This window comes from Luteolibacter arcticus (assembly GCF_025950235.1).
Lineage (GTDB): Bacteria > Verrucomicrobiota > Verrucomicrobiia > Verrucomicrobiales > Akkermansiaceae > Haloferula > Haloferula arctica.
Genome location: NZ_JAPDDT010000004.1, coordinates 384,320 through 407,632 on the forward strand (window position 1 = coordinate 384,320; position 23,313 = coordinate 407,632).

The following is a 23,313-nucleotide window of genomic DNA, read 5'->3' on the forward strand; positions in this document are numbered from 1 at the left end:
AAGTTCCAAGCAAGACCGATGAGGTTCCTATCTACTATCTTTATCGTAATTAGCCCGGTGCTGCTTGCCGCGGAGCGGTTGCCCGATTTCCCCGCCGCGGTGGAAAAGGCAAAGTCCGGCGGCCAGGACATCGCCGTGCTCTTCCATGGCTCCGACTGGTGCACGCCCGGCAAGAAGCTCGCCGCACTGTGGACCACCGAAGCATTCGAAAAGTCGGCCGGAAAGGACCTGCTGCTCGTCGACATCGACCGCAAGGAAAGCCCCTCCTCCGCCGACGAGGCACTCGCCAAACGCAACGAGGCCTGCCCGGTGAAACCACGCAGTCTTCCCGCCATCGCCCTCTTCGACAAGGACGGCCGGCTGGTCGCCGTGCGAGAGGGAACGCCGGAGCTCGATTCACTCGGCCGGCCCGAGCAAGCGATCCAGCGCGCCATCGACGTCCGCAAGAAGCGCGACGACCTGTGGCAAAAGGCCGAAGGGATGCGCGGACCGCAAAAAGCCGCTCAACTCGCCGCCGGGCTCGACCTGCTCGGCATCGGCGCCGGACCGAAGAACGCCTACCAGCCGGTGATCGAAGAGATCAAGAAGGCCGACCCGGAGGATCGCTCCGGCGCACTGGCGCGCTACTCGTTTCCCGGCCGCAAGCTGCTCGACCTCGCGGTGGATCAAGGCAAGGCCGGCAAGTTCACCCAAGCCGACGAGGAAATCGGCGGCTGGCTGAAGAAGCCGCAGCTCACCAAGGCCCAGCGCCAGGAAGCGCTCGCCGCCCGCTTCGCCCTCTACCAGCGCTGGCCGGAAAAGAAGTCCGGGCTCGCCGGCGTGCTCAAGGAGATCGAGAAGCTCGACCCCAAGTCGGAACTAGGCACCGCCGCCACGACTTACCTCGCGATGCTCTCAAAAGAGAAGTAATCCCCGCAGTGACGACCCGAAGTGTAAGTAGTCCCGGCTTCAGCCGGACACGCTGGCAATCCAAGCGCCCTTCCAATTCGTCCGGCCGCAGCCGGCCCGTGAGCTAGGCCCAAACCTCACGCGAACCAGCGCTTCTCCAGCTTTTTCAAATAGCGTTCCTCCGTGACGGAGATCCCGTCGGCACCCAGCACCTTGTAGAGCCAAGTCAGCGCCGTGGCTTCCTCACCGGCTTTTTTGATCACCTCCGCCCGGGCCGACAGGAACTCCTCGGTCTTCAGCTCGCAGCTATGTGCTTCGCGCGCTCTGGAAAAAGCGTTCAGGATGCAGATTTCCCGCGGGTGCGGCGACTCCCAGCCGATCGAGTCCAACGCATTGGTCAAGACGCCGTCCTCAGCCAGCGACAAATGGTCGTCCAGGTAAAGCGCCAGGAAAAGCACCTCGATCAAAGCTTCTCGGGAGTCTTGCGTCATCCCCTGCTGAACTACCAATCCCACGGTTTTTGACAATCCGATTCCCCGCCCGACGTATCGTATCCCGCTCTCCCCGCCCCCTTGTCGCAAACCGGCGGCGCTCTGTGAAAATCTCGTGAATTCGGCCAGTCAATTCCACAACCGGCCGAATTTTCCGGGAACAGAAGATGGACAAGAATGCTTTCACTATCACACGCTCGACTTATGAAATCCTTGTGCGCCCTCCTCGCCACGACGCTTCTCCTGCCGCTCCATGCGCAAGAGAAGAACAAGATTCCCGCAACTTCGCTTGATACGGTGCTTTTCGACGAAGGGCTGTGGACGAAGTCGCTCGAGGATTTGCAAACTGCCACCAAGCCCGCGCCGGAAGTCATCAAGCAAACCGGGACCGGTTCGGTGCGGCGCATCCTCAAGGGCATGGAATGGCTCTCGTCTGCCAAAGACGGCCTGCGCGCGGACCCCGAGTCTTACCAGCTCCTTGGTAAGAAGGTCGGCGAAGTGATCGTCCGGGGCCGCGAAGGCAAGGCCGGCGAGGCGACCGTCTCGCTCTTCAACCGCGGCGACGACGGCGAAATCCCGGCCGCGACCTACCAAGCCAAGCTCAAGGAATGGAAGGGCCTGCTGGATGAAAAACTCGCCGTCCGCTCCGAGGTTCGCAACATCCAGGGTGCCGTCGCACTCGAAGGCTGGGTCTGGAAGAAGGGCGACACCGCCGTGCTCCTGGAAGGCAGCATGAATCGCTCGGAGAAGCGCGCGGAGTTCATCCGCCTGCGCTTCGCCTCGATCAGCGCCACCAAGAACGCCCCGACCAAGATGGCGCGGCGCGACAGTTTCGCTGCCAACGTGAAGAAGGACGACAAGGGCTTCACTTGGGTGGACGGCGTTCCGATGGTCGATCAGGGCCAGAAGGGTTACTGCGTCGTCGCCAGCGTCGAGCGCGTGGCCCGCTACTTCGGAGCCAACGTGGATCAACACGAGATGGCCCAGATCGCCAACACTGGCGACAGCGGCACCTCCGGCGACGACATGGAGAAAGCTTTCCAGCGGGTCACCGGAAAGATCCACCTGCGGACCCTCAAGCACATCGATTACGACGACAAGCGAGCAGAGCGCGACCTCCGCAGCTACAATACCGCGGCGAAGAAGGCCGGCGTCAAAACCATCGATATCGATACCGATGCCTTTTACGTCGATCCCCGCCAGTTCTGGTTCAATGCCCACAAGGAGACCTTCCGCGACATGAAGCGTGGCCAGCAGGGCTACGAACACTTCGAGCGCAAGGTGAAGGAATACGTGGACCAAGGCATCCCGCTGTGCTGGACGCTCTACCTCGGCATGTTCCCCGAGAAAGGCCTGCCGCAAAGCTACGGTGGCCACATGCGCCTGATAATCGGCTATAACTTCACCTCGCCGGACGCCAACGAGCACCAGATCTACTACACGGACTCATGGGGCGACGGTCATGAGAAAAAAGCCATGCGCGCCGATGAGGCCTACTGCATGACCATGGCCATGTACTCGATGGTGCCGAACAAGTGATCTTCCGTTCCCAAGGGACGACTCATAAACGCCCGGCAGGAAGCGCCGGGTCACCCCAGCCAGGGTTTGTTCTCCCAACGGGAGATCTTATGTGGGGTGCGGCGCTTTGAGGTGCAACGGATTTTGGGACCATTGGTCCCTTATTGCGCTAACGCGTGCCCGGCCTCGAATCGGTTCGGGCTCCGCTGGCCGAGTGAAGAATGCAATCGCCCCGAGTTATAAGTAGGCATCGAGATAGGCAAAAGTTCCCGCACGGCTTTTGCCACGTCCTTGAAGGGACCCCCGCCAGCAACGGGGATGTCCCTCAGATCGTTAGAATAGGGTGGTGGCTGGTTGGTCCCACGCGACAGCGTGGGGTTGCGAAACCAAAACCAACCAACCACCGTATTTGACGAAAGATTGAGAGAGGCCTTCTTGCAAGGCGAAGAGCGGGAAGCCGCGCTGTTGTTCCGCGAGATGCTGCACCGCAGCGTGCGGCTCGGGCTTTACGAGGCGATGGCCGAGGAAGTCGAAAGGCTGTGCGGCCCGAGTTACAAGCCAGCACCGCCCTGAACGCATCCAAGTTCCTGCGCCTCCGCGTCGCCGGGCAATAGGCGGTTTTGCGAGATAGGCACGGTTTCCCGCTGCTCCCGCAAGTGTGAACAAGGCGGCCCGGAACTTCCGGACCGCCGGGAATCCAACGTGGACCTCAGTTGATCGTGAATCCTTGCTGGTTGGAGTGGATCATGTTGTCATGCAGGTCGTACACCACCGCCACGACGACATAGTTGCCGGCGGCGAGCCCGCTCAGGTTGACATTCCAGTCGGCAGGCACGGTCGGGGTGCGGGTGGTGTGGAGGGTTCCGTTCACCCAAAGCTCGAACTTCATGGCGGAACCATCCTGATAGGCCATGGTGCGGGTCACTGCCACGGTGGCGGCGCCGGGGGCGGTGCCGGTGGTCACGTTGGGCGTGGTGGTCACGGTGGAAAGCTCCGGCGCCGGATTCCACACGGATGGTACCACCGGGAGTCCGATCGGGCTGTTGGTGGCCGGTATGCCGAGCTGGGCGTGGCTGTTGCAGCCCCAGCCGTAAACGGTGCCATCGTCGGCGATCGCGATGCTGTAGCCATCGTTGCCCTCACCGCCTGCGGCAATGGCGACGATGCCGGTAAGAGGGGCGGAATGGGTCGTATTTCTCACCCGGTTGGCGGTGCCGCGATTGGTAGTGGTGTTGTCGCCGAGCTGTCCCTTGGAGTTGTTTCCCCAGGACCAGACTTGGCCGATGTTGTCCAGCGCCAGCGTGTGCGAGGCGCCGGCGGAAACGGCCACGATGTGCTGCAGGGGCACGCCGACGGCGATCTCAGCCTGCACCGGATAGGTGACATTCCCGCCAGTGGTCACGTTGTTGCCCAGGCGGCCGCCAGCGCGTTCGCCGAAGCTCCACACCGTGCCTTGCATATTGGGGTCGCCGGTCTTCCAGCGGACGACTGCGGTGTGGTTCTGGCCGCCGGAGATGGCGGTCACGTCGGTCAGTTCGGTCGTGGAGTTCAGCATCACGGGATATGCGCGCGAACGGTTGGTGGTATTTCCCAGGCCGAGCTGGCCGTTGTTGTTGTGCCCCCAGGTATAGACCTTGCCGGTGCCGCCAATGAGCTCATCTGCATGGGCCTGGCGGGCGACGCCGAAGCCAGCGCCGAACTCGATTTCCACCACGTCCGCGAGGGCCGGGGCTCCGCCCACGTCGCCGCGTGTGACCAGCCCTGCGTACTTCTGGTTGCCGAGAATGGCGCCATTGCCGAGGCGTCCGCCAGTTTCAGTTCCCCAGGTGTAAACGTTCCCGCCATACGAGAGCGCGCCGGAGAAATCGGTGCCTGCGGACACTGCCTCGCAACCGCCGACGGGGGAGACGCCATCGGTGACATTCACAAAGCCGGAACGTGTCGTTGTCGTGTTGTCGCCCACCTGGCCGTTGCTGTTGTTGCCGACGCCGAAGAGAGTTCCGATCCCCTCGGCGAAGAGGGAGTGGTCCTGACCGGCGGAGATGCTGCGGGCATCCCTTACGAAATTGGTCGAGGCATAGGACATTATGGTGACGGCAGTGCCGGAAGCGGTCGTGAGGTTCGCCAGGCGCCCGTCGTTCTGCGCGCCCCAGGCATAGGCATTGCCCACCGCATCCATCATCACGGTGTGGAGGCGGCCTGCGGAGATGTCCCCCGTGATGGTGAAGGTGCGGGTGGTAGTGGGACTGACGTCGGAGCCCACCCAGGCCTTTGTCTTGATGGTGACGTCGTCACCGAAGTAGAGGACTCCCGGCGCGGGTACGACCGGATCGTTCAGGGTGGGGTCCACGCCGTTCATGGTGTAGCGGATCGTGGCGCCCGGAGTCGGGCAGCTGATGAAGATCCCTCCGCCCCGCTTCAAGGGGCCACTGGCCGCCGGCATGACGGGGGCGTCGACGACGATGGCGGAGACGGAGGAACATCCTACCGCGAGGATTGGCAGGTATCGGAGGAGTTGCATGTGAGGTTTTACCATAACATTGCAGATGCTGTGTAGTTCATCCCTAACATCAAGTTGAAAAATAGAACAACCCTGACGCAAAGAAATCATCGAGTCTCAATGAGAGATCTGAAAGCCCCATCCTTGCTCGATCTCCCCATCAACCCGAAGCCCTCCGGCGAGAATTATCCTTGCTCCGGCCCCTAGAAAAATCTCGTGATGCTTCAAAACCGAGCTTCCTCCTATCTGGGACGAAGGCTACGCAGAACCCCTGACGCGGCAGCTCTGGCCGCTCTGAAAGCAAAGCCACGGGCGAACATGCGCGTAGCGCGCGTAGCGCGAAATGGAAGATCACGGCCGAGCGAATCCCCGGCACGTTTCCATAGAAAAGGCCGCCTCGGAGAACCCAATATTACGCGACGGCTTTGGGAGGAAGCCTCCCGTGGGCAACCCGATCCACGGGAAACCTGAGGATCACGGGTTTCCCACAACGACCTGCAGGAATCCCTTGCCGATCACCGCGATTACTGATCCGGCCGATGGCAAAGGACCATCGCGATCCCGGTCACTCGGCGGCGGCCTTCAATCGATCCTGCCGCCACGTCGTCGGTGAATGGCCGGTAATCCTCGAAAAACTGCGGTTGAACTGGGAAAGCGATTGGAACCCCACCTCGAAAGCGATCTCGGAGACGCGCCGGTCCGACTTCAGTAGTTCGTTCTTGGCACGCTCGATCCGGCAGCGGTTGACGTAGTCGGTGAGGGTCAGCCCGGTGGCCTCCTTGAAGAGCCGGCAGAAGTGCGACTCGCTCAGCCCGGCCTCGCGGGCAACATCACCGAGCGGCAGCGGATCATCCAAGTGCTCATGAATGTAGCGGCGCGCCTTGGCAATGGCGGCGGGCTCGCGGCCTTCCTCGATGATCGCAAGCGATTCGGCATGGCGGCCGAGTTGATCGGCGAAGCTCTGCAGCAGCGTGATCATGCTGGCGTAGCGTTCCGGCTCCACCGAGCGGGTCTGAAGGTAGGCGACGCGCAGGGCGGCTTGGGTTCCCTCGTCCAGGGTCTTCCGGCCTATCCTACCAAGCACCTCCTCGAACTGCGCGTCATCCGGTGTGCGCGAGAAGACCTGCCCGGTCTTGAGAAATCCGACGATCGATTTCCCGAGCTTCACGGGAACCGCTGATGCCGTGAGCCCGGCGAAGCAGTGGCAGGAGGAAGGGCCGTTTACCCGGGTCTCCGCAATGAGGCGACGGTTGGTTTCGACACATGCCTGGCAGGCGCTCTTGCAGAGGTTGAGCACCTCGCAGAAGGGACTGCGATTGACGGCCTGATCGTCCAGGCACCAATCATCGGGATTCGCACCCACCAGGCGCAGCGGCAGGCCGGTGGCGGTACGAAAGGCATCTTGATAGACGCGAAAAAGATCCGAAGCCTTCAGCCGCTCATGCAGCGTGGCTTCGAACGGCGTCGACACCGGCTTCGGCGAGGATTCGGACATCGCTTCGGGTAGGATGGAGACCATGGTGGTGTTTTTTTGAAGTTGCAATCCCACAGGTGCGGGCACCCGTGGCGGCTAGTAGAATGGAGACGACGGAACTCAGCGGCATGAGCACGGCGGCAAGCAAAGGATTCATCCAAGCCCCGGCAGCCATGGTCACCACGGCGATGTTATAGACCAAGGCAAAGAGGAACGCCCGGCGCACACCGCGGGCACGCCCATCCGCCGCGGCGAAAAGCTCGGCGAGATAGTTGACACCGGAGCCCAGCGCATAGAAGTCCGCCTTCGATTCGAGCAGGCTGCGATCCACCACCGGGGTGCCGGTCACGAACGCGGCGTCGAAGGCGAGCGAATCATTCGCCCCGTCGCCCAGATACAAGGTGTCCTGCCGGTCGAGCTCCTTCACCCGGGCGGCCTTTTGCTGGGGAGACAAGGCACCCGCTGCATTTTCAGCCGGCAGATGGAGCGCCGTGGCCAATCTGGCGACCTTCGCCGGGGTGTCTCCGGAGAGGATGTGGATCGAGAGGCCGCGGGAGCGCAGCAAATTCACGGCGTCCGCCACACCAGGCCGGAGTGAATCGGAGAGAGTGAAAGAGGCAACGAGTGCCCCATCATGCCGGAGTTCCGTGCCGGACTGACCTTTGCCGAGGAACCATGTGCCATCCTCCGCGGAGCAGTGCACTCCCTCGCCTGGAACCTCGTGGACCTGCACGGGACCTATGGCTTCCAAAAGACGCTGTCCCCGTACCCCCAAGGCTTCCAGCAAGCTGCGCGAGACCGGATGAAGTGAGCCGCGAGTCAACCGTGCCAAGGCAAGCGCTGACGAGGTGTCCAGGCTCTCCACCGCAGCCGGATTGTCGAGGACCGGGCGCTCCAAGGTGAGGGTGCCGGTCTTGTCGAAGATGATGTGCTTCACGCGAGCCAAGCGCGGCCAGAGGCTGGCATGGCGGGCAAATGCTCCTGCCCGTGCAAGCCGCGTGGCGGCCCACTCATCCGCGAGCGGAACTGCCACTCCCAGGGCACACGGACACGAGACCACGAATATCGAAATCATCGCCTGCAGACCGCTGCGCCAATCCCCCTGCAGATACCAGAAGGCGAAAACAGCGACACCGAAGATGAGCACGGCTACCAGATAGACGCGCAGCAGGCGCTGGAAGCGCGGTGAACCCCGGTCGGTATCCCGCCCTGCCACAAGCTGGTGAATCAGAGAATCGCCCCACGCTTCATCCGCCGTCACGGAGACCGCCTCGCGTCCCAGTAGAATGGCACCTGCCGGGATGCGCGCCCCCGGCTTCAGCAGCACCGGGTCAGCCTCTCCGTGGATCCATTCCAGCGAGACCTCGGCAACTCCAGCAGCTAGCACCGCCGCCACGGGCAGGGCACGACCGGGTTCTAGTTCGAAGCGGGTGCCTGCCGCAATTTCTGCCAGCGGCAGAAGACCTTGCTGGGCCCTGACCTCCTCTGGCAGGGGCGAGCGGCGGACCAGCCGCTGGCGGTTCCGCGACACTGCTGCTGTTTGCACACGGCGGCCCAACAGCATCAGAAAGGCGAAGGTCGCCACGAAATCGAAGTAAAGCAACCGCTCCTCGCCGGCGATCCAGCCGGCGAGCGAGCCGAGATACGCGGCGATCAGGCCGAGCGCGATCGGCAAGTCGATGTGCAGCGTGCCATGGCGTAGCGCCCGCCAGGCCCGGCCTGCGAAGTAGCCGCCGCCCACCAGCATCGCCAGGGTGGCGGAGGCGAAGGCGATCAGGCGAAAAAGTCCGGCGAACTGAAAATCCGCCGGCATGCCCAGATAAGTGGGCAGCGAGAATCCCATGGCATTCAAGGCGAAGGCACCGCAGAGGCCGAGACGTCCCGAGAGTTCCGCAGAGGCCCGCCCTTCCCCGCCCTTGGTAGCGGGTGCCATGACATACCCGAATTGCGCCAGATCCCGGGCAAAGCCGGGCAAGTCGCAGGCGGAGTCTCGTTGCCATTCGAGGTGCAGGCGGCCGTTGGCGGGGTTCCCCACGGCGCGGATCGCCCCCGGCACGCGCAGGAAAAGCCGTTCGATCAGCCAGACGCAGCCAATGCAGGAAATGCCTTCCACCGAGCAATCGAATTCCCCCACCCCGCCGGAGCATGGGGCGGTGCCGGCCGTGGCTGGCAGCCAGGAGAAATCGTGCGTTTCAAAGGGACGGCTGCGCACCGGCGGCGTGGTGCCGCCACCTTGCAAGTCGTAGAAGCGATCCAGGCCCTGGCCGCGGATCATGGCCGCTACAAATTCACAGCCGCGACAACAGAAGCGCTCCTCCACGCGGCGTGGCATGAAGGGGGTGCCGCAGTGTTCGCAGGCTTGCATTCCGGGGCTACCATGGTTCGCGCCGGTTCCAGCGACCACGCATGGCTTGCGGCATCCCGCGCATATTCCGCCACGCGTCAGGGTGCCGGGCTCGCGGAATGGCAGCAGGAAGGAAGCTCGTCCTTGTCGGCCACGGGTTCGCCACCCGGCAGCGGCAGGGTGCCGTGAAGACGCCAGGCAAGGACCATCGCGGCCAGCAGCGCCATCCCGCGCTGGATTCCCCGCAGCAGTCCGGGCGAGCGGCGCGCTCCCAGCAGTTGGGTGCCGCGCTGGGCGAGCCACAGCATCGGGATGGTGCCGAGACCGAAAGCCAGCGCTAATTCCGCACCCCGCACCGCCCCGCCTGCTGCCAGCAGGGCGATGAACATGGCGTAAAGCGGACCGCAGGGCAGGAGCGGAGTCAGCAAGCCGCTCAGAACTCCGCTCGCCGCCAGCGGCAGGCCTCGCGCGCGCAACCGCACTCTCAGAGAAAAGCGCTGGAAGAAGGCCGGGCGCGGGATCTTCTTCTCCAGCCCGGTGGCGATGAGTAGCAGCGCGATCACCATGGCCCACGGCAGGATCACCGCCGGGGAATCGAAAAACCAATGGAGCGGCTCTTTCCCGAGTCCGCCGCAGATCGCGCCGATGAGCGAGTAGGAGAACAGCCGCCCGGCATGATAAGCGGAGGCTGCCGTCAGACGTTCGGCATCGCTCTTCGCGAAGGTGCCCAGACCGCAGGCCAGCGGCCCACACATGCCGACGCAGTGCAGGCTGGTCGCCCCACCGGCCAGCAGGGCACCTGCGAGGGTGAGGTCCATGGGCTTACTTGGCAGGGGTGGTCTCGACAACCTGCGGCGCCTGCTTGATCGCCACGACGATGAGGGCGGACCAAGCGCCGCAGAGCAGCGCGAAGGCGAAACAGACGAAGAGCCACGGATGCCGGACGAAAAAGCCTGCACGCGGTTCAGTGGATGGAGTCGTGTTCATGGAGTGGTATGGGTGGAAGGTCCGAGGAAGCGCAGCTCATGCGTCAGCACGACGTCGCCCGGCTGCACGCGGGCTTCGATGACGAGAATCGCGGGACCGGCGTAGCTCGCGTGGGGGGCCAGGATGATCGCAGGCGTGCCCGCTTCCCCGCGGGGCGGGATGTCCATCGCCTGCCCCGCGCCGCTCAGGGTGAAGCCCGGCGGGGCGTTGCGAAGGTGGAGCGCGAAGCTGGCCGGCTGGTTGCGCTTGTTGTGAACCCGCACGTGGAAGTGATTCCTCACTGAAGTACTATCCGCATAGTACGGCTGCCCGCGCATGCGGCTGAAGTCCGCCGTGAAGGGCTTCGCCCGCCGCCATGCCGTGATGCTGAAGACCGTCAGCCCGAGCAGGCCGAGAATGGTATAGGCGACCACACGTGGCCGCAGGATGCGCCGCTTGCGCCCCTGCAAGCCATTGAGCGAATCGTAGCGCACCAGGCCCGGCGGGCGGCCCACCAGCTTCATCACATCATCGCACGCATCGATGCAGGCCGCGCAGCCGATGCATTCGAGTTGCAAGCCATTGCGGATGTCGATGCCGGTGGGGCAGACATTCACGCAGCGCCGGCAGTCGATGCAGGAGCCCTCCGCCTTGCCCTTCGGGCCACGGGGTTCGCCGCGCTTCTCATCGTAGCCGATCACGACGGTATCGTCATCCGTGAGCGCGCTCTGCAAGCGCCCATAGGGACACATGATCACGCAGAACTGCTCGCGGAACCAGCCGAAGCAAAACCACAGGATGAGGGTGAGAAAGAGTACCGCACCGAAGGCCGTGGCATGCGCGAGAGGCCCCTCCTGCATGTGCTGGTAGAGACGCGGGATGGAGACGAAGTAGGAGAGGAACACGTGCGCGATCAGCGTGGCGCAGAGCAGGTAGAGCGCGTGCTTCAGCCCTCGCCGCAGCCACTTGCCGGCGCTCCACGGCGCGGCGTCCAGGCGGCGGCGGGCGACCGCATCCCCCTCCGTCCAACGCTCAATGCGGCGGAAGACATGATCCAGGAAGACCGTGTAAGGACAGGCCCAGCCGCACCACAAGCGGCCCAGCAGCGAGGTGATGAAGAAAAGCGTGAAGCCCAGCCCGGTGATGCCGAAGAACATCACCCACAAGTCCTGCGGCACGAGGGTAAGGCCGAAGACATGGAACTGCCGGTTCTCCACGTCGAGGAACAACGCCGGGCTGCCATTCACCTGGACCCAGGGAAGAAGGACATACACCGCGATCAAAAGGCCCGCCACCCAGCGACGGCCGAAGGTCCACTTGCCCTTCACGTCCGACGTGTGCAGGTAGTAGTGCGACCCGTCCCGGTTGATGGTGGTGACGGAGTCGAGATTGGGTTGCTTGCGGAGGTCGGTGGCCATTGGCGTCGGACAGGGAAACCATGGCGGTAGGATCCCGCGGGATCTCCGCATCTGCTGCCGGGATCTGTGCGGATCCTCTCGGCATCCCTTGCAATCCTGAGAATCGCGCCGCCAGCCGACGGACAGATGCGAGTGCGCCCATGCCACGGCAGCGCTGCCGCGCGACATTCCCCCCGGATAAGGGCAAGCACCGATCATCTGACCGCCGGCTGGCGGCGCGATTTCATCCAAGCCCGGCGCTCAGCTCCCGGGCTCGGTGTCTCTCGCCGCCTCCGCAGCGAGCTTCCGGCGCGAGCAGTGGGACCACTCTTCCGCGGAACACTGGTTGGCGGAGCAGGAGAATTCGCACGTGGCGAGTTCCGCGGGAACCTGCTGCACGAGTTGCCGGGTGACCCAGTCCCTCACGGGGTGGGATTTCGGCGAAGTTTCGTCGGGGAATTTCATGATAGGTCTTGGGGGTGGGTGGAGATCGATCAGCCGCCGAAGTCGTGCGGGTTCTTGGAAATGAGGAAGGCAGTCAACTCGGCGACCTGCTTCGGCGTCAGGATCTGGCCCCACGCCTGCATGCGCGCGCCATTGTAGCCGGGGGCTTCCGCAGGCGTCCCTTCGTTGATCAGCTTGAAGATTTCCATGGGCCCGGCCCCATACTCCCAGTGGCCGTCGCAGAGGGAGCGCCCTGGGAGTGGCACCTTTGTGCCGCCGGCATCGAGCGTCCCGGTCAGGTCCGCGGCATGGCAGGCCGCGCAATTCGTGCCGTAGATGGAGGCACCGGCCGCCACGATGGCGGGATCCGCCGCCCACTTTTCGATCAATGTCTTGTCATCCAGGGAGGCGAGGGTCGCGGCCAGTTCCTGCTCCTTCTTCTCGTGGATCGCCGAGAGCTGGGACTCGATCCGCTGGCCATCCGTCTGATAGAGGCCGGAGTAGTAGTAGATCGACCAATAAACGACGAACCAGACGATGGCCCCGTAGAAGGTGAAGAGCCACCAGTTCGGGAGCTTCTGGTCGAATTCCTGGATGCCATCGAACTCATGCTCCCGGAGGATGACCTCGCCCTTGTCCTTGGCATACTTGCCGCGCTTCACTTCAGCTTTCATGGGATATCTCCGTATTCTCTGGGTCCGGCTGGTCGGTCAGGGGTAGTTGCGCCATTCGCTCCCGGTCGCACGCCCTCATCAGGAGGGCGCGGATCGTGGTGATGAGGAACACCGCCGCGAGGGAGCCGAACGCGATCATCGGGATCACCGATGCCCACTCCTCCAGGATCACACGTTTGAACATAGCTATGGATGGAGGGGAGTTTCCTTCGTGGTGGACGAGGTGCGGGCCTCGTGAACCTCACGGGCATGCTCCGTCAGCTTGCGGTAGCTGTCGGGATCGAGCGGAATCGCTTCCGGCATATCCTTCTTCTCGATCTCGTGGTAGCTGCCGACCTTCTGGACATAGGCGATGAGCGCGACCACGCGGCTCTCCGAGAAGTGGCGGAGGAGCTCTTCCTTGCTCGCCGTCTTCATCGGCTCGTAGCCCACGGGTGCGTCGCCCTCGAAAAGCGACCGCGCGATGGCCATGCCCTGCTCGCGGGCCTGCTGGTCGATCTCATCCTTCGTCCACGCCGGGAAGGGCACGCCGAGACGGCGCTGTACCGCGATCTTGCCGGGCAGGGACTTGAAGTCGGTCTTCTCCTCGTAGAGCCATGGGTAGGCGGGCATGTTCGAGTCTTCGTTCGCCCAGCGGGGATTCATGAAGTGGAACCAGTGCCACTTGTTGTCGCGCTTGCCGGCGCGGACGTGTTCGGACCCGGCGACCAGCGGCCCGCCCTCGCGGGCGAGATCGGGACCGGTGCGCTTGGAACCCCACTGGTAGGGATGGTCGTAGAGCGACTCACCGAGATGCGAGTAGTCGTCCTTCACCCCCGCACGTCCGTAGCGCATCACGTCCGGCACCAGCGTGCGGATCATTTGGGAGTGGCAGTTATAGCAGCCCTCGTTCACATAGAGATCCCGCCCGGCCAGTTCGAGCGGCGTGTAGAGATCCTGCAAGCGGCCCTCGATGTTCTTCTCGCGGTTCACCAGCAGCGAGGGCACGATCTGCACGCCGCCGCCGATCGCCACCGCCACGAAGACCAGGACGGTGAAGGGCAGGTAATTCTTCAGCAGGCTTTCGTGCCAGTGGTCCCACTTGGCCCCCTCGCGCTTGAAGGTCTTCACCCCCTGGATGCAGATCAGCACCACTAGGAGCAGCGCGGCCATGTCCGCCCCCTTTGGCAGGAAGAACCACAGCACCATCATCACCACGCCAGCCACCGCATAAGCCACCGGATCCCGGAACAGCGCTTCGCCCAGGCGCAGGCGGTCGTGCTCCTTCTCCGGCACGGTGACTTCCACGGTCTCGTCCACCGGCCTGCCGGAGCGGGCGGTTCGGAAGATGTTCACGGCACACATTACGAAGCCGATCAGATACAGCGTGCCACCGACCGAGCGCAGGATGTAGGTGAGCTGGATCGCCTTCAGCGTCTCCACGAATTCATACTTGAGCGTGGTGCCGCCCTCCGCCACTTGGCCGAGCATGAGCCCCTGCGTGATGCCCGCGGTCCACATCGCGGCGACGTAGAGGAGGATGCCCACCAGGCCGATCCAGAAGTGCATGTTCGCCCACGACTCCGACCACAACCGGGTCTTCCACAGCCGCGGCGCGAGCCAGTAGAACATGCCCGCCGCCATGAAGCCGTTCCAGCCGAGCGCACCGGCATGCACGTGGCCGATCGTCCAGTCGGTGTAGTGTGACAGCGCATTGACCGCACGGATCGAGAGCAAGGGACCCTCGAAAGTGGCCATCCCGTAAAAGGTGATCCCGGCAGCGAAGAACTTGATCACAGGATCGCTGCGGAGTTTCGCCCATGCCCCGCGCAAGGTGAGCAGGCCATTGAGCATGCCACCCCAGGAGGGAGCCCAGAGCATGAGCGAAAACAGCATCCCCAGCATCTGGAGCCATCGCGGGAGCGAGGTATTCAGCAGGTGGTGCGGACCCGCCCAGATGTAGATGAAGACCAGCGACCAGAAGTGGACGATCGACAGCCGGTAGCTATAGACCGGCCGGTTCGCCGCCTTCGGCAGGAAATAGTACATGATCCCCAGGATCGGGGTCGTCAGGAAGAAGGCCACGGCATTGTGTCCGTACCACCACTGCACCAGCCCGTCCTGCAAGCCGCCGAAGATGGGATAAGAATGCACCCACGAGGTGGGGATCGAGAGATGGTTGACGATGTAAAGCATCGCCACCGTGACGATGGTGGCGATGTAGAACCAGAGCGCCACATACAGGCTCGGCTCATTCCGTTTCGAAAGGGTCCAGAAGAAGTTGATCGCGAAAATCACCCATACGACGGCCACGGCGATATTGATGGGCCAGATCAGCTCGGCGTATTCCTTCCCCCGCGTGAGTCCCGCGGGCAGCGTGATCGCCGCGGCCAGGATGATCAACTGCCAGCCCCACATGTGGATCTTGGAAAGCAGGTCGGAGGCGGTGCGTGTTTTGCAAAGCCGCTGCGTGGAGTAGTAGATCCCCGCGAAAGCCATGTTCCCGACGAAGGCAAAGATCACTGCATTCGTATGCAGCGGGCGGAGCCGGCCGAAGGTGATGTATTGCAGGCCATCGCCCTTGAAGAGGCCGAAGCTGATGGCCTCAAGGAATTTCCCGTTCATCTGCCACCACGAGAGCTGGGTGGCGCAGATCACGCCCACGAGCATGCCCACGATGCCCCACAGGATGGAGGCGATCATGAACTGCCGCACCGTGCGGTCGTCATAGGTGATGGTCGTCGTTCTGGCAGTGGCAGCGTTCATTACTTGTCAGGTGTCTCGTCATCGAGTGGCAGCAGGGCATCGCGCTCCGGCGAGCTGTTCCGCGAGCGGACCAATTCCCCCGCGAAACAGAAGATGAAGATCCCCGCCAGGCAGGAACTCACCAGAATCGTCAGCGCGATTACGCTCATCTCCCGGCGACGCTGGCGGAATTCCTGCATGCGGTCGCCGCGCGTCTTGCGGGAGAGTGTGCGGATTCTCTCATCGGGTGGAGTCGAGGTGGCGGGCGTTCGACCACTCGAGGAACGTGTCGGCGATGATTCCCGGCAGGGAGTGCTCGTTGAAGTGTTCGGGATGGAGGATCAGATGAAGCATGCCTGCGCCATTGGTCGGAGAGCCCAGCCAGACGCGGAAGACGTTCGGGTTTCCCTGGCATGCCTCCGCCGCAAGTGCGCCTTCCAAGACCGCGTGGCCCCGTGCAGCCAAGCCCTCAATGGTCCGCCGCAGAGGATCGCATGGCGCTTCCGCTTCCGGAGCTGCGCATTGGCAGCACTCCGCCAATATCAACAGGCCGCGCTGGGTCTCCGAGCCAGCAATCTGCTCAATGAGTTCTTGCGCAAACGCGAGCCAATGCCCCCCGGAATCTTCGTCGAATTCGTTGAGATGCCTCGCCACGGATTGGACGAGGCCTCTGGGCAGGACCGCCGATCCATGAACTGCGATTGACGGCATTCCGGAAGGAGTTTCCGCCAACAACCAGCGATGAAAGGCCGAGAGTTCCGTCGCTTGCATAAAGTCTCGAGGTTACTGAAATCTGTGCCGCTGGCTGCGCGCGCCTTCCGAAAAGTCCCGCACATCCTTTCGCTGCTATGACGCAGCCGACAATTTCTAGCCCTACTTGACCGCCAACACGGAACACGGGGAAAGACGAATCAACCTCTGGGCGGTGCTGCCCAGGAATTCAAAATTCCGGTGAAAGTGTTCATGGGGCCCGACAACGACAAGATCGGTATTTAGATTACGTGCCGACTTAGCCAGCCCCCCAAGGATCGCCCCACTTCGCTAGAAAAGGGCATCGCCGGGTAAGGCAATCCTCTGACACGCCTGTTGGCCGAAGGCGGCATGGGCTGACGTGAAACAACGTGAGACGTGCGCTGTCACTGCCTTTCAGAAGGGCAACTGCAATCTCGACTGCATTCAGAGACGCCTTGGAAAAACCGATCGGCACCAGAATGCGGTCCAGGCGGGGAGGAGCCGGTGGCCCGGAGCGTTGGACGAGAGTGCTGGGAGTATCTTGTAGGATGGCATTCCCGACCAGAAACTACGTCCTTGCATGCCTTCATGCTCCGCATCGATTCGCGATCCCCACGTCTCAATTTTACTTCTTTGGAACCGTTGCCCGAAGCGCCCATTGACGCGAATCCGCAGGATATGCGCAGCATCGGCTCGCAAACGGTTAGATGCCTTCGGCATGACAAGCAAAGGTAGCCGCGTCTCAAGCCACTACCATGAACACCACTTCAACGGCTCCCTTGATCTCCCTGCTGCTCGCATCCGCTCCTCTGATGGCCGGGACCATTGTTACCTCCCCATCCTCCCCCTTGGTGACGAGCACCGGCTTCGAAAACGCGCGCCGTCCAATCTCCAATCCCACCTTGTTCGATCTCGCGCTGCCGACAACCAATGTCCACGCGATCGCGATCTACCAGCGCTTGCCTGACTTCGTAAACACGACGGCAGGCCCGCTGCCAATGGGTGGCGATGTGCAGGTCTATGCGTTGCAATTTGAGATCGCGTTGAACGAACGGCTTTCCGTCGTCGCCACCAAGGACGGTTACGTTGACATCAATCCGGATACGGAGCCGTTGTGGTCGAACGAGTCTGGCTTCGCGAACATCGCCGCAGGGCTCAAGTACGCCTTCGTGTATGACGAAGCGCGCGCGACCGCGCTCAGCGGAACCGTGACTTTCGAGTTTCCCACGGGGAACCACGACGTCTTCCAAGGCGAAGGCGATGGAGCTGCAAACCTGATCGTTTCCGGTTTGAAGCTTTGGGACGACTTCGAGCTGGCTGGCGGCGCGGGCTTGCACCTTCCATTCGATGGCCAGATGGCCACCACTTCCTTCGTTAGCGCCCACGCGAGCTATGAGACCTGCCGCTGGTTTATCCCTTTGATCGAATTCAACTGGCATCACGTCTTGGAAGCCGGCAACGGTCGCTCCAATTTCTTCGCCCAAGCGGGCGGCGGCGTGCCGGTGGTCGCGACCTTCGAAGGTTCAGATCTCCTCAACTTTGGAGCCTCGAATGCCTCCCAAAACCGCGATTTCGTCACCGCCGCGATCGGCTTCCGCTCACGACTCACCGCGGACCTTGATGCGGGGCTGGCCTATGAAATCCCTCTTACCAGCAAAGAAGACGGCGTCATGGAAGACCGGATCACCTTGGATCTTCTCTGGCGCTTCTAGGAACTCGCCAGCTAGCGCTCAGGAATCGCCGCTGATCTGGCGTACCTCTCCTGAACGAACCACCCCAATTTGCCATGAAATCCGATACACTCATCGCACCGGCCTTCCTCTTCGAGTTGCTTTCGAGCGGGTGCATCGGGCCACGCGTACCCGTGACCACTTTCACCGCAAGTTGGTAACGCCTCCGCATCGGGAGTGAGATCCTCCCGGCGCGGATCTGCTCTTCACGGCGACGGCATTTGCAAGCCAGCCGTGGCCAGGTGGTCCAGGATTCAGAACCAACGGACCGCACCTCATTCGAGCCGCAGATAGGCAACGTAGCGGGCCAAGGCGACGATCTGGGCGTCGTCGAGCGTCTCATGTCCCGGCATGTCGGTGCCTGGCACTCCGAACTTGATGGTGCGGGCGAGGCGGTTCTCGAGGTCGAGTCCGGAGGACGTCCAGGGGAAGGGTCCCCGATCGAGGTCAGTGGGACGCTTCACGAGAGCGGCCGCGAACTTGCCATCGCCGTGGCCAACCGGTCCGTGACAGGCCGCGCAATGATTCAGAAATAGCGGCGCACCTTCGGGAATGGGGCCCTTGGGCTTCGGTGTCCACGTCAGTGCGGCGACCGCATGCGATGAAGCGGCTTCCGCGGAGACATCCCGGAGAAAGGCAATGAGATCGTCACCACGTGCATCGTTGAAAAGATGGGCATAGATGGGCATCGGCGATCTCGGTGCGAAATCCCGCGGGTTGAGGAAGTGGAGCTTGAGCCATGCCACGGAGCGGCGGGCTCCGACGTTTGTTAGATCGGGTCCTTGGCGTCGGTTGCCGATGAGAACGGGCTTCTCCGCCAGCACTCCTGTCAGGTCGGAAGCCGGGCCCCAGGGGAGTTCATCGGGCGAGCCCGGCCGCACGTAGCGCGAGTGGCAGTGGATGCAGCCTTCCGCGATATAGACGGCACGCCCGTTCGCGACCACCGTGGGCTGAGGCCGCGGTGCGGAGGGTTGGAAGCGGGCGAGGAAGATGACGGCGACTGCCGCTCCTGCCATAGGCCATTGTTGCCGGCGTAGCAGCAGCGCGCCGAGCACCACCGATCCTGCCACAAGGACGAAGGACGCCGGCACATGATGGAGCGACTGCGCCATGCCGATTCCATTGGCGGACCCGAACCACCCGGCGACCGCATACAGCCAAGCCGCACGGCGGGCGATGGTGCGGGGCTCGGCAGAGGGCGAGAAAAAGCCGGGCCACGCAACGAGCGCCGCGGAATAGAGCGACACACCGGCCGGATAGATCCACCCGGCCAAACCACGGGTCGCGGGATTGTCTACAGCGAAGGCCGCTGCTGCCAGGATCACCCACGCGATGGCAAGCAGCACGGAGAAGCCGCGTCGCAAGGTGAGCCCGGCGAGCACCGCGGCGGCGACGTGCACGGCGGCGTTTCGCCACAGCAAGGGCTCGCCCCATGTGGCGGACTTCAGGTCTCGTTCGTGCTGGATGACGAAGAAGGCCGCCGAATCGAGCCACACCAGCGCGGTGAAAGCGGCGATCACGGCGATCATTCCATGGCGCGCTGGTACGTTTCCGCTGAGCGAAAAGATCGCGGCCCTCCGGGGAACCAACGCCGCGCCAAGGAGCGCGAAGACCGCGCCGAAAGCCGCCTGCTGCACGGGGCTGGCGAGGAAGACCGGCGGAAAATTGCAGAGCGCATAGCCGACGCCGGTGCCGAGTCCCACCCAGGCGAGGCCACACCATCGGGGTAGCAGCGGGGCCAGCGAGACGGTCATCGTGCCGATCGCCGCACCCGTTAGCAGCGAGACGCAGAGAGCCGCGGGCATGGATGCCGCCCAGGACGACGCCGCCGCGGAGATGGCAGCGGCGACAAAGGCGGCCTGAAGTACGGCAGGCGTGGTATTTCGTCGAGCCGTGAAAAAGCCGGCCGCGATGCCCGCCAGAGCCATGGTTCCCAGCGCGATCTTCTCCGTCGTGGGAGTTCCACCAGCCGCCCGCATCAGCTCGACCCACGCGAACTGGGCGAAGATCAGGAAATGCGCATAGACCATTGCCACCACACCGGCGGCACGCAGCGGCAGCCTTACGCCCGCCAGCAACCCGCCCTCAGCCCGATCGCCTGAACCGCGGCCACCGCGGCGTCGGTCGCCGCCACCACCCACCAGGCTGCCGGTAGCGCGCCGGTCGCGATGTTGACGGCGAGAAACACGGCGACCGCCGCGCGAACGATCGCCGTGGTCGTCCATACGGCTTCCGCGGTCGTCCCTTTCCGCAAGCACAGCGCGTAGCACAGCCCCGTGGACAGAACGAAGGCTCCGATCCACCCCATGAAGACCTCCGCTCCCGCAGGCAGGGGCGGGAGCGAGAGCAAACTCATCACCAGCGACGGTGTCAGGATCAGCAAAAGTCCCGTCGCGGCGTCCATCCCGCCGACGGCCAGGCTCAATGGCAAGGCGATTCGTTTCATGAGTGAGAGGGAAAGGTTCGGGACGCCACGAGATCCACCAGTGGATTGATGCGCCGAACATGACCAGGCCACATAGCGCGCGCACGACGAAGGCCACGGTCCGCCATGGCGGTGCCTCTGCCATCCACGCCACGCCGGCGCTCTCCGCCCACCCGGTGGCGGCAAGTACGACGACCATGGTAAGTGCGGCGATATTCCATGCGATGGCCGAGGAAAGGCCGCCAAAGCGGTTTCCCGTCAGCCGAAGCAGCAGCGCACAAAAGGAGGTGGTGAAGCCGGCCATGGCCAGATGCGAGTGGGCGACCAGACCGTGGGTGAATTTCATTCGGTCCAGAATGCCGGGCAGGAATGCTACCCACGCCGAGACCACCAGCAGCGCCCACCACAGCAGCGTGGCGACGCGCCAGCCATGGGGCCTTTCCGGCCAGCGAAAGGTCCGCCAATCGCGCAGCACCAGCCAGGGCCACGGTAGCAGCAGGCCGAGGGCGATGATCTGAAGCGGATCATGATGGCTGCCGCCGATGGCCTCCGCCACGATGAAAGTGATCCAGCAGGCACCGAAGTACACGAGCGTCTTCCATGGTGCGCCGGGGTGCTTCACATCCAGGCGGCAGGCGCGAGGCAAGAGCATCAGCAGGCCCACCACCAGCAGCGTGGAACCCAACAGGCTCGCGCCCGTGGGTCCGCCGCTACCCGGATTGACCGGCGGATAGACAGCGGGGGAACTCGCCTGGATCATGCCCCACGGGACGAGGGCCAGCGCGGCGAGCCCGGCAAGCGTCGAGCGCGCCTTCACGCGACTCCACGCCTCGCGATGTCTCCACCAGCCGAGGACGAGGACGCACCAGAGGAACACCAGCGCGCCGGTGAAGGCCAGCAGCGGCCCGCCCTTCCAATCGAGGAAGATCTTGCCGGAGGTGATCCCACCGAGCCACGACCACGTGCCGGCGGCGAGAGCCGCGGTCCACGCCCATGTGGCGGCCGAGCCCCATCTCCGAGGTACATCGTAGATCGCCAGCAGCCAGCCGACCAGCGGCAGCGCGGTCCAACCGTAAAGCTGGAGATTCAGGTGAACCGGCATCCAGCGACCGTAGGTCCACTCGCCGTGATTCAGCCCGGGGAAAAGCAGTAGCAGCGAAAGCCACAGGCCGGCGGCATTCCCCGCCACCAGCCAGCCGAGCGCGTGTCGTCCCGCATTCATTCAGGCGGCATCCAGGATGTGGCCGTCTCGCATCCGCAAGACCCGGTCACAGCGCTTCGCGAGGTCCAGGTCATGGGTCGCCATCACCAGCGTGCGACCTTTCGAGCGGACGAGGTCGAGCAGGATTGCGAAGACCTTCTCGCGATTCGCCTCGTCGAGCGCGCCGGTCGGCTCGTCGCCTAGCAGAAGCTCGGGCTCGTTCATCAGCGAGCGCACCAGTGCGCCGCGCTGGCGCTCGCCGCCGGAGAGTTCGCGCACCCGTTGCTTCAGACAGTGGGAGACGCCGGTGGCTTCCGCGAGTTCATGCAGCAGTCGCATCGCATCGTCCCGTTTGCCACCTGCAGCGATGACGGGGACGAAACAGTTCTCCTCCAAGGTAAGATCCGGCATCAGGTGATGGAGCTGGAATACGAAGCCCACCTTGTGGCGCAGCAGATCCACGCGTTCGCGCTCGCTGCCCACCATTCGGCCGGCAGTCCGCACACTGCCGCTCTCGGGATACTCGAGGCCTGCGATCACATTGAGCAGCGTGGACTTCCCGCAGCCGGAGGTGCCGCACAGGGCGACGGTCTCACCGCGGCGGACCCGCAGGTCCACGCCCCTCAGCACCTCGATCCGGCCGCGGTCGAAGCTCTTCCATACGTCGTGAATTTCCACCATGTCGGGGTCTCCTTTCATTCAAATCTGAGTGCTTGTGCCGGGTTCAGGCGTGCGGCGTACCACGCGGGGTAAAGGGCTCCCGCCAACGCGGTGCCGAGTGCGAGCACCGCTGCCGCCACGATCTCCTGCCAGCCGATATTCGGCTCGATGTAGCCTTGTAGCTGCGGAATCGCCCGCAAGAGTCGAAGACCGCCCAAGCTGAGCAGCCAACCCCCGGCGATGCCGAAGGCGCAGACGGCGAGCGACTCGCCGAAGATCATGCCAGCCACTTGAGCACGGGAAAATCCGCACACCCTGGCGATGGCGATTTCCTTGATGCGACTGAAGACCGAAAGGATCATCGTGTTCGTCACGCTCAGTCCTCCTAACAAGAATGCGCAGCCGCCGACTACCCAAGCGGTGGTTTTCAGAATCTTGAACTGCGAGTAGCTGCGGCTGAATTCCTCGTTTTCCAGCGCTGTCATGCGCGGGTATTCTTCTTCGATCCACTCTTTCACCTCGGATGAATCGTGGCCGCCGGCAAGCGCCACGGTGATCACCGAAGAGCCTCCTTCCTTGTGAAAAGCGGTCTGGCAGGCGGCCAGCGGCATGAAGACACCGCCATTCTCAAAGCCGTTCTCCATCCGGATCACGCCGGCGACCCTGTGCTTGCCTTGACCGAGCTCGACCTCGTCACCCGCCTTCGCCTTCAGGAATTCCGCGGCGCGTTCACCCAGCACGATATTCTCGCCTTGAAACCCGGCGATGGATCCGGAAAGCCACTCCGCTTTCTTCAGCCGTCCATCCTCCGCACGGATGCCGAAGCAGGTGACCACCGGCCGGTCGGGAGCGGTGACGATCGCGAAAAGCACCGGCTGCGCCTCTTTCACGAAGGGCTGCTTTTCGAGTTCATCGACCAGGCTGTTAGGGACGTTGCTGAAGAACAGGTCGGAGACGTTCTTCTCGAAAACCACGACCTCGGCATCGCTGCGCAGGATACGCTCGAACATTTTCACCGCGCCGCCGAGCAGGCCGACGACGCTGAGTATGGTGGCCACGCCGAGGGCGATGCCGGTGGCACCGATAGCCGTGCGCACGCGATGACGCCGCAGGTTCGTGAAGATAAGGCGCCAGAGGGACATGCC

22 protein-coding genes are annotated in these 23,313 nt (G+C 63.4%); 4 read left to right on the plus strand and 18 right to left on the minus strand.

Annotated elements, in window-relative coordinates; translation table 11 throughout:
* The first annotated feature begins 18 nt into the window (after positions 1-18).
* Positions 19-909: a thioredoxin family protein gene (locus OKA05_RS12435; RefSeq protein WP_264487468.1), complete on the plus strand. Its 891-nt coding sequence runs from the start codon at positions 19-21 to the stop codon at positions 907-909.
* A 116-nt stretch (positions 910-1,025) separates the two neighbouring features.
* On the opposite strand, the gene OKA05_RS12440 is transcribed toward OKA05_RS12435, so the two are convergent.
* On the minus strand, positions 1,026-1,379 hold the full coding sequence (locus OKA05_RS12440) for a hypothetical protein (protein ID WP_264487469.1): 354 nt from the start codon (positions 1,377-1,379) through the stop codon (positions 1,026-1,028).
* Positions 1,380-1,583: 204 nt separating this feature from the next.
* Between OKA05_RS12440 and OKA05_RS12445 the strand changes: the two genes are divergently transcribed.
* Positions 1,584-2,918: a C39 family peptidase gene (locus OKA05_RS12445; protein WP_264487470.1), complete on the plus strand. Its 1,335-nt coding sequence runs from the start codon at positions 1,584-1,586 to the stop codon at positions 2,916-2,918.
* Between the two features lie 399 nt (positions 2,919-3,317).
* Positions 3,318-3,470 (plus strand): hypothetical protein, encoded by a 153-nt coding sequence (locus tag OKA05_RS12450; RefSeq protein WP_264487471.1) that lies wholly within the window; start codon positions 3,318-3,320, stop codon positions 3,468-3,470.
* Between the two features lie 136 nt (positions 3,471-3,606).
* Here the strand turns inward: OKA05_RS12450 and OKA05_RS12455 are convergent, their stop codons facing one another.
* From OKA05_RS12455 to OKA05_RS29440, 14 genes are all read right to left on the minus strand, one after another.
* Entirely contained in the window at positions 3,607-5,418 is a 1,812-nt protein-coding gene (locus OKA05_RS12455) for a chitobiase/beta-hexosaminidase C-terminal domain-containing protein (RefSeq protein ID WP_264487472.1), read from the minus strand.
* 544 nt (positions 5,419-5,962) lie between these two features.
* On the minus strand, positions 5,963-6,892 hold the full coding sequence (locus OKA05_RS12460; RefSeq protein ID WP_264487473.1) for a helix-turn-helix domain-containing protein: 930 nt from the start codon (positions 6,890-6,892) through the stop codon (positions 5,963-5,965).
* Positions 6,837-9,236: a heavy metal translocating P-type ATPase metal-binding domain-containing protein gene (locus OKA05_RS12465; RefSeq protein WP_264487474.1), complete on the minus strand. Its 2,400-nt coding sequence runs from the start codon at positions 9,234-9,236 to the stop codon at positions 6,837-6,839. Before OKA05_RS12465 ends, OKA05_RS12460 begins: the two co-directional genes overlap by 56 nt.
* A 77-nt stretch (positions 9,237-9,313) precedes the next feature.
* Positions 9,314-10,033, minus strand: a complete 720-nt coding sequence (locus tag OKA05_RS12470) for a sulfite exporter TauE/SafE family protein (protein WP_264487475.1) — start codon at positions 10,031-10,033, stop codon at positions 9,314-9,316.
* Between the two features lie 4 nt (positions 10,034-10,037).
* On the minus strand, positions 10,038-10,202 hold the full coding sequence (locus OKA05_RS12475; RefSeq protein WP_264487476.1) for a hypothetical protein: 165 nt from the start codon (positions 10,200-10,202) through the stop codon (positions 10,038-10,040).
* Positions 10,199-11,599 carry a cytochrome c oxidase accessory protein CcoG gene (gene ccoG, locus OKA05_RS12480; protein WP_264487477.1) on the minus strand — a complete coding sequence of 467 codons (1,401 nt, stop codon included), beginning with the start codon at positions 11,597-11,599 and terminating at the stop codon, positions 10,199-10,201. Before ccoG ends, OKA05_RS12475 begins: the two co-directional genes overlap by 4 nt.
* A gap of 240 nt (positions 11,600-11,839) precedes the next feature.
* Positions 11,840-12,043: a hypothetical protein gene (locus OKA05_RS12485; RefSeq protein ID WP_264487478.1), complete on the minus strand. Its 204-nt coding sequence runs from the start codon at positions 12,041-12,043 to the stop codon at positions 11,840-11,842.
* 29 nt (positions 12,044-12,072) lie between these two features.
* Positions 12,073-12,696 (minus strand): cbb3-type cytochrome c oxidase N-terminal domain-containing protein, encoded by a 624-nt coding sequence (locus OKA05_RS12490; protein WP_264487479.1) that lies wholly within the window; start codon positions 12,694-12,696, stop codon positions 12,073-12,075.
* Positions 12,686-12,880 (minus strand): hypothetical protein, encoded by a 195-nt coding sequence (locus OKA05_RS12495; protein ID WP_264487480.1) that lies wholly within the window; start codon positions 12,878-12,880, stop codon positions 12,686-12,688. The genes OKA05_RS12490 and OKA05_RS12495 overlap by 11 nt, the downstream gene beginning before the upstream one ends.
* A 2-nt stretch (positions 12,881-12,882) precedes the next feature.
* Entirely contained in the window at positions 12,883-15,441 is a 2,559-nt protein-coding gene (gene ccoN / locus OKA05_RS12500) for a cytochrome-c oxidase, cbb3-type subunit I (RefSeq protein WP_264487481.1), read from the minus strand.
* A complete protein-coding gene (locus OKA05_RS12505; RefSeq protein WP_264487482.1) occupies positions 15,441-15,620 on the minus strand; it encodes a hypothetical protein in 180 nt (59 codons plus the stop codon). Before OKA05_RS12505 ends, ccoN begins: the two co-directional genes overlap by 1 nt.
* A gap of 40 nt (positions 15,621-15,660) precedes the next feature.
* Positions 15,661-15,885, minus strand: coding sequence for a hypothetical protein (locus OKA05_RS12510; RefSeq protein ID WP_264487483.1), 225 nt, complete (start codon positions 15,883-15,885; stop codon positions 15,661-15,663).
* 408 nt (positions 15,886-16,293) lie between these two features.
* Positions 16,294-16,449 (minus strand): universal stress protein, encoded by a 156-nt coding sequence (locus tag OKA05_RS29435; RefSeq protein WP_369335605.1) that lies wholly within the window; start codon positions 16,447-16,449, stop codon positions 16,294-16,296.
* A complete protein-coding gene (locus OKA05_RS29440; RefSeq protein ID WP_369335604.1) occupies positions 16,430-16,627 on the minus strand; it encodes a hypothetical protein in 198 nt (65 codons plus the stop codon). Before OKA05_RS29440 ends, OKA05_RS29435 begins: the two co-directional genes overlap by 20 nt.
* 280 nt (positions 16,628-16,907) lie before the next feature.
* Between OKA05_RS29440 and OKA05_RS12515 the strand changes: the two genes are divergently transcribed.
* Positions 16,908-17,864: a hypothetical protein gene (locus OKA05_RS12515; protein ID WP_264487484.1), complete on the plus strand. Its 957-nt coding sequence runs from the start codon at positions 16,908-16,910 to the stop codon at positions 17,862-17,864.
* 293 nt (positions 17,865-18,157) lie between these two features.
* On the opposite strand, the gene OKA05_RS12520 is transcribed toward OKA05_RS12515, so the two are convergent.
* The 3 genes from OKA05_RS12520 to OKA05_RS12530 are packed head-to-tail and all read right to left on the minus strand — an operon-like array spanning position 18,158 to position 23,310.
* Positions 18,158-21,529 (minus strand): cbb3-type cytochrome c oxidase subunit II, encoded by a 3,372-nt coding sequence (locus OKA05_RS12520; protein WP_264487485.1) that lies wholly within the window; start codon positions 21,527-21,529, stop codon positions 18,158-18,160.
* Positions 21,530-22,207, minus strand: coding sequence for an ABC transporter ATP-binding protein (locus OKA05_RS12525; RefSeq protein WP_264487486.1), 678 nt, complete (start codon positions 22,205-22,207; stop codon positions 21,530-21,532).
* A complete protein-coding gene (locus OKA05_RS12530) occupies positions 22,204-23,310 on the minus strand; it encodes an ABC transporter permease (protein WP_264487487.1) in 1,107 nt (368 codons plus the stop codon). Before OKA05_RS12530 ends, OKA05_RS12525 begins: the two co-directional genes overlap by 4 nt.
* Positions 23,311-23,313: the final 3 nt, after the last annotated feature.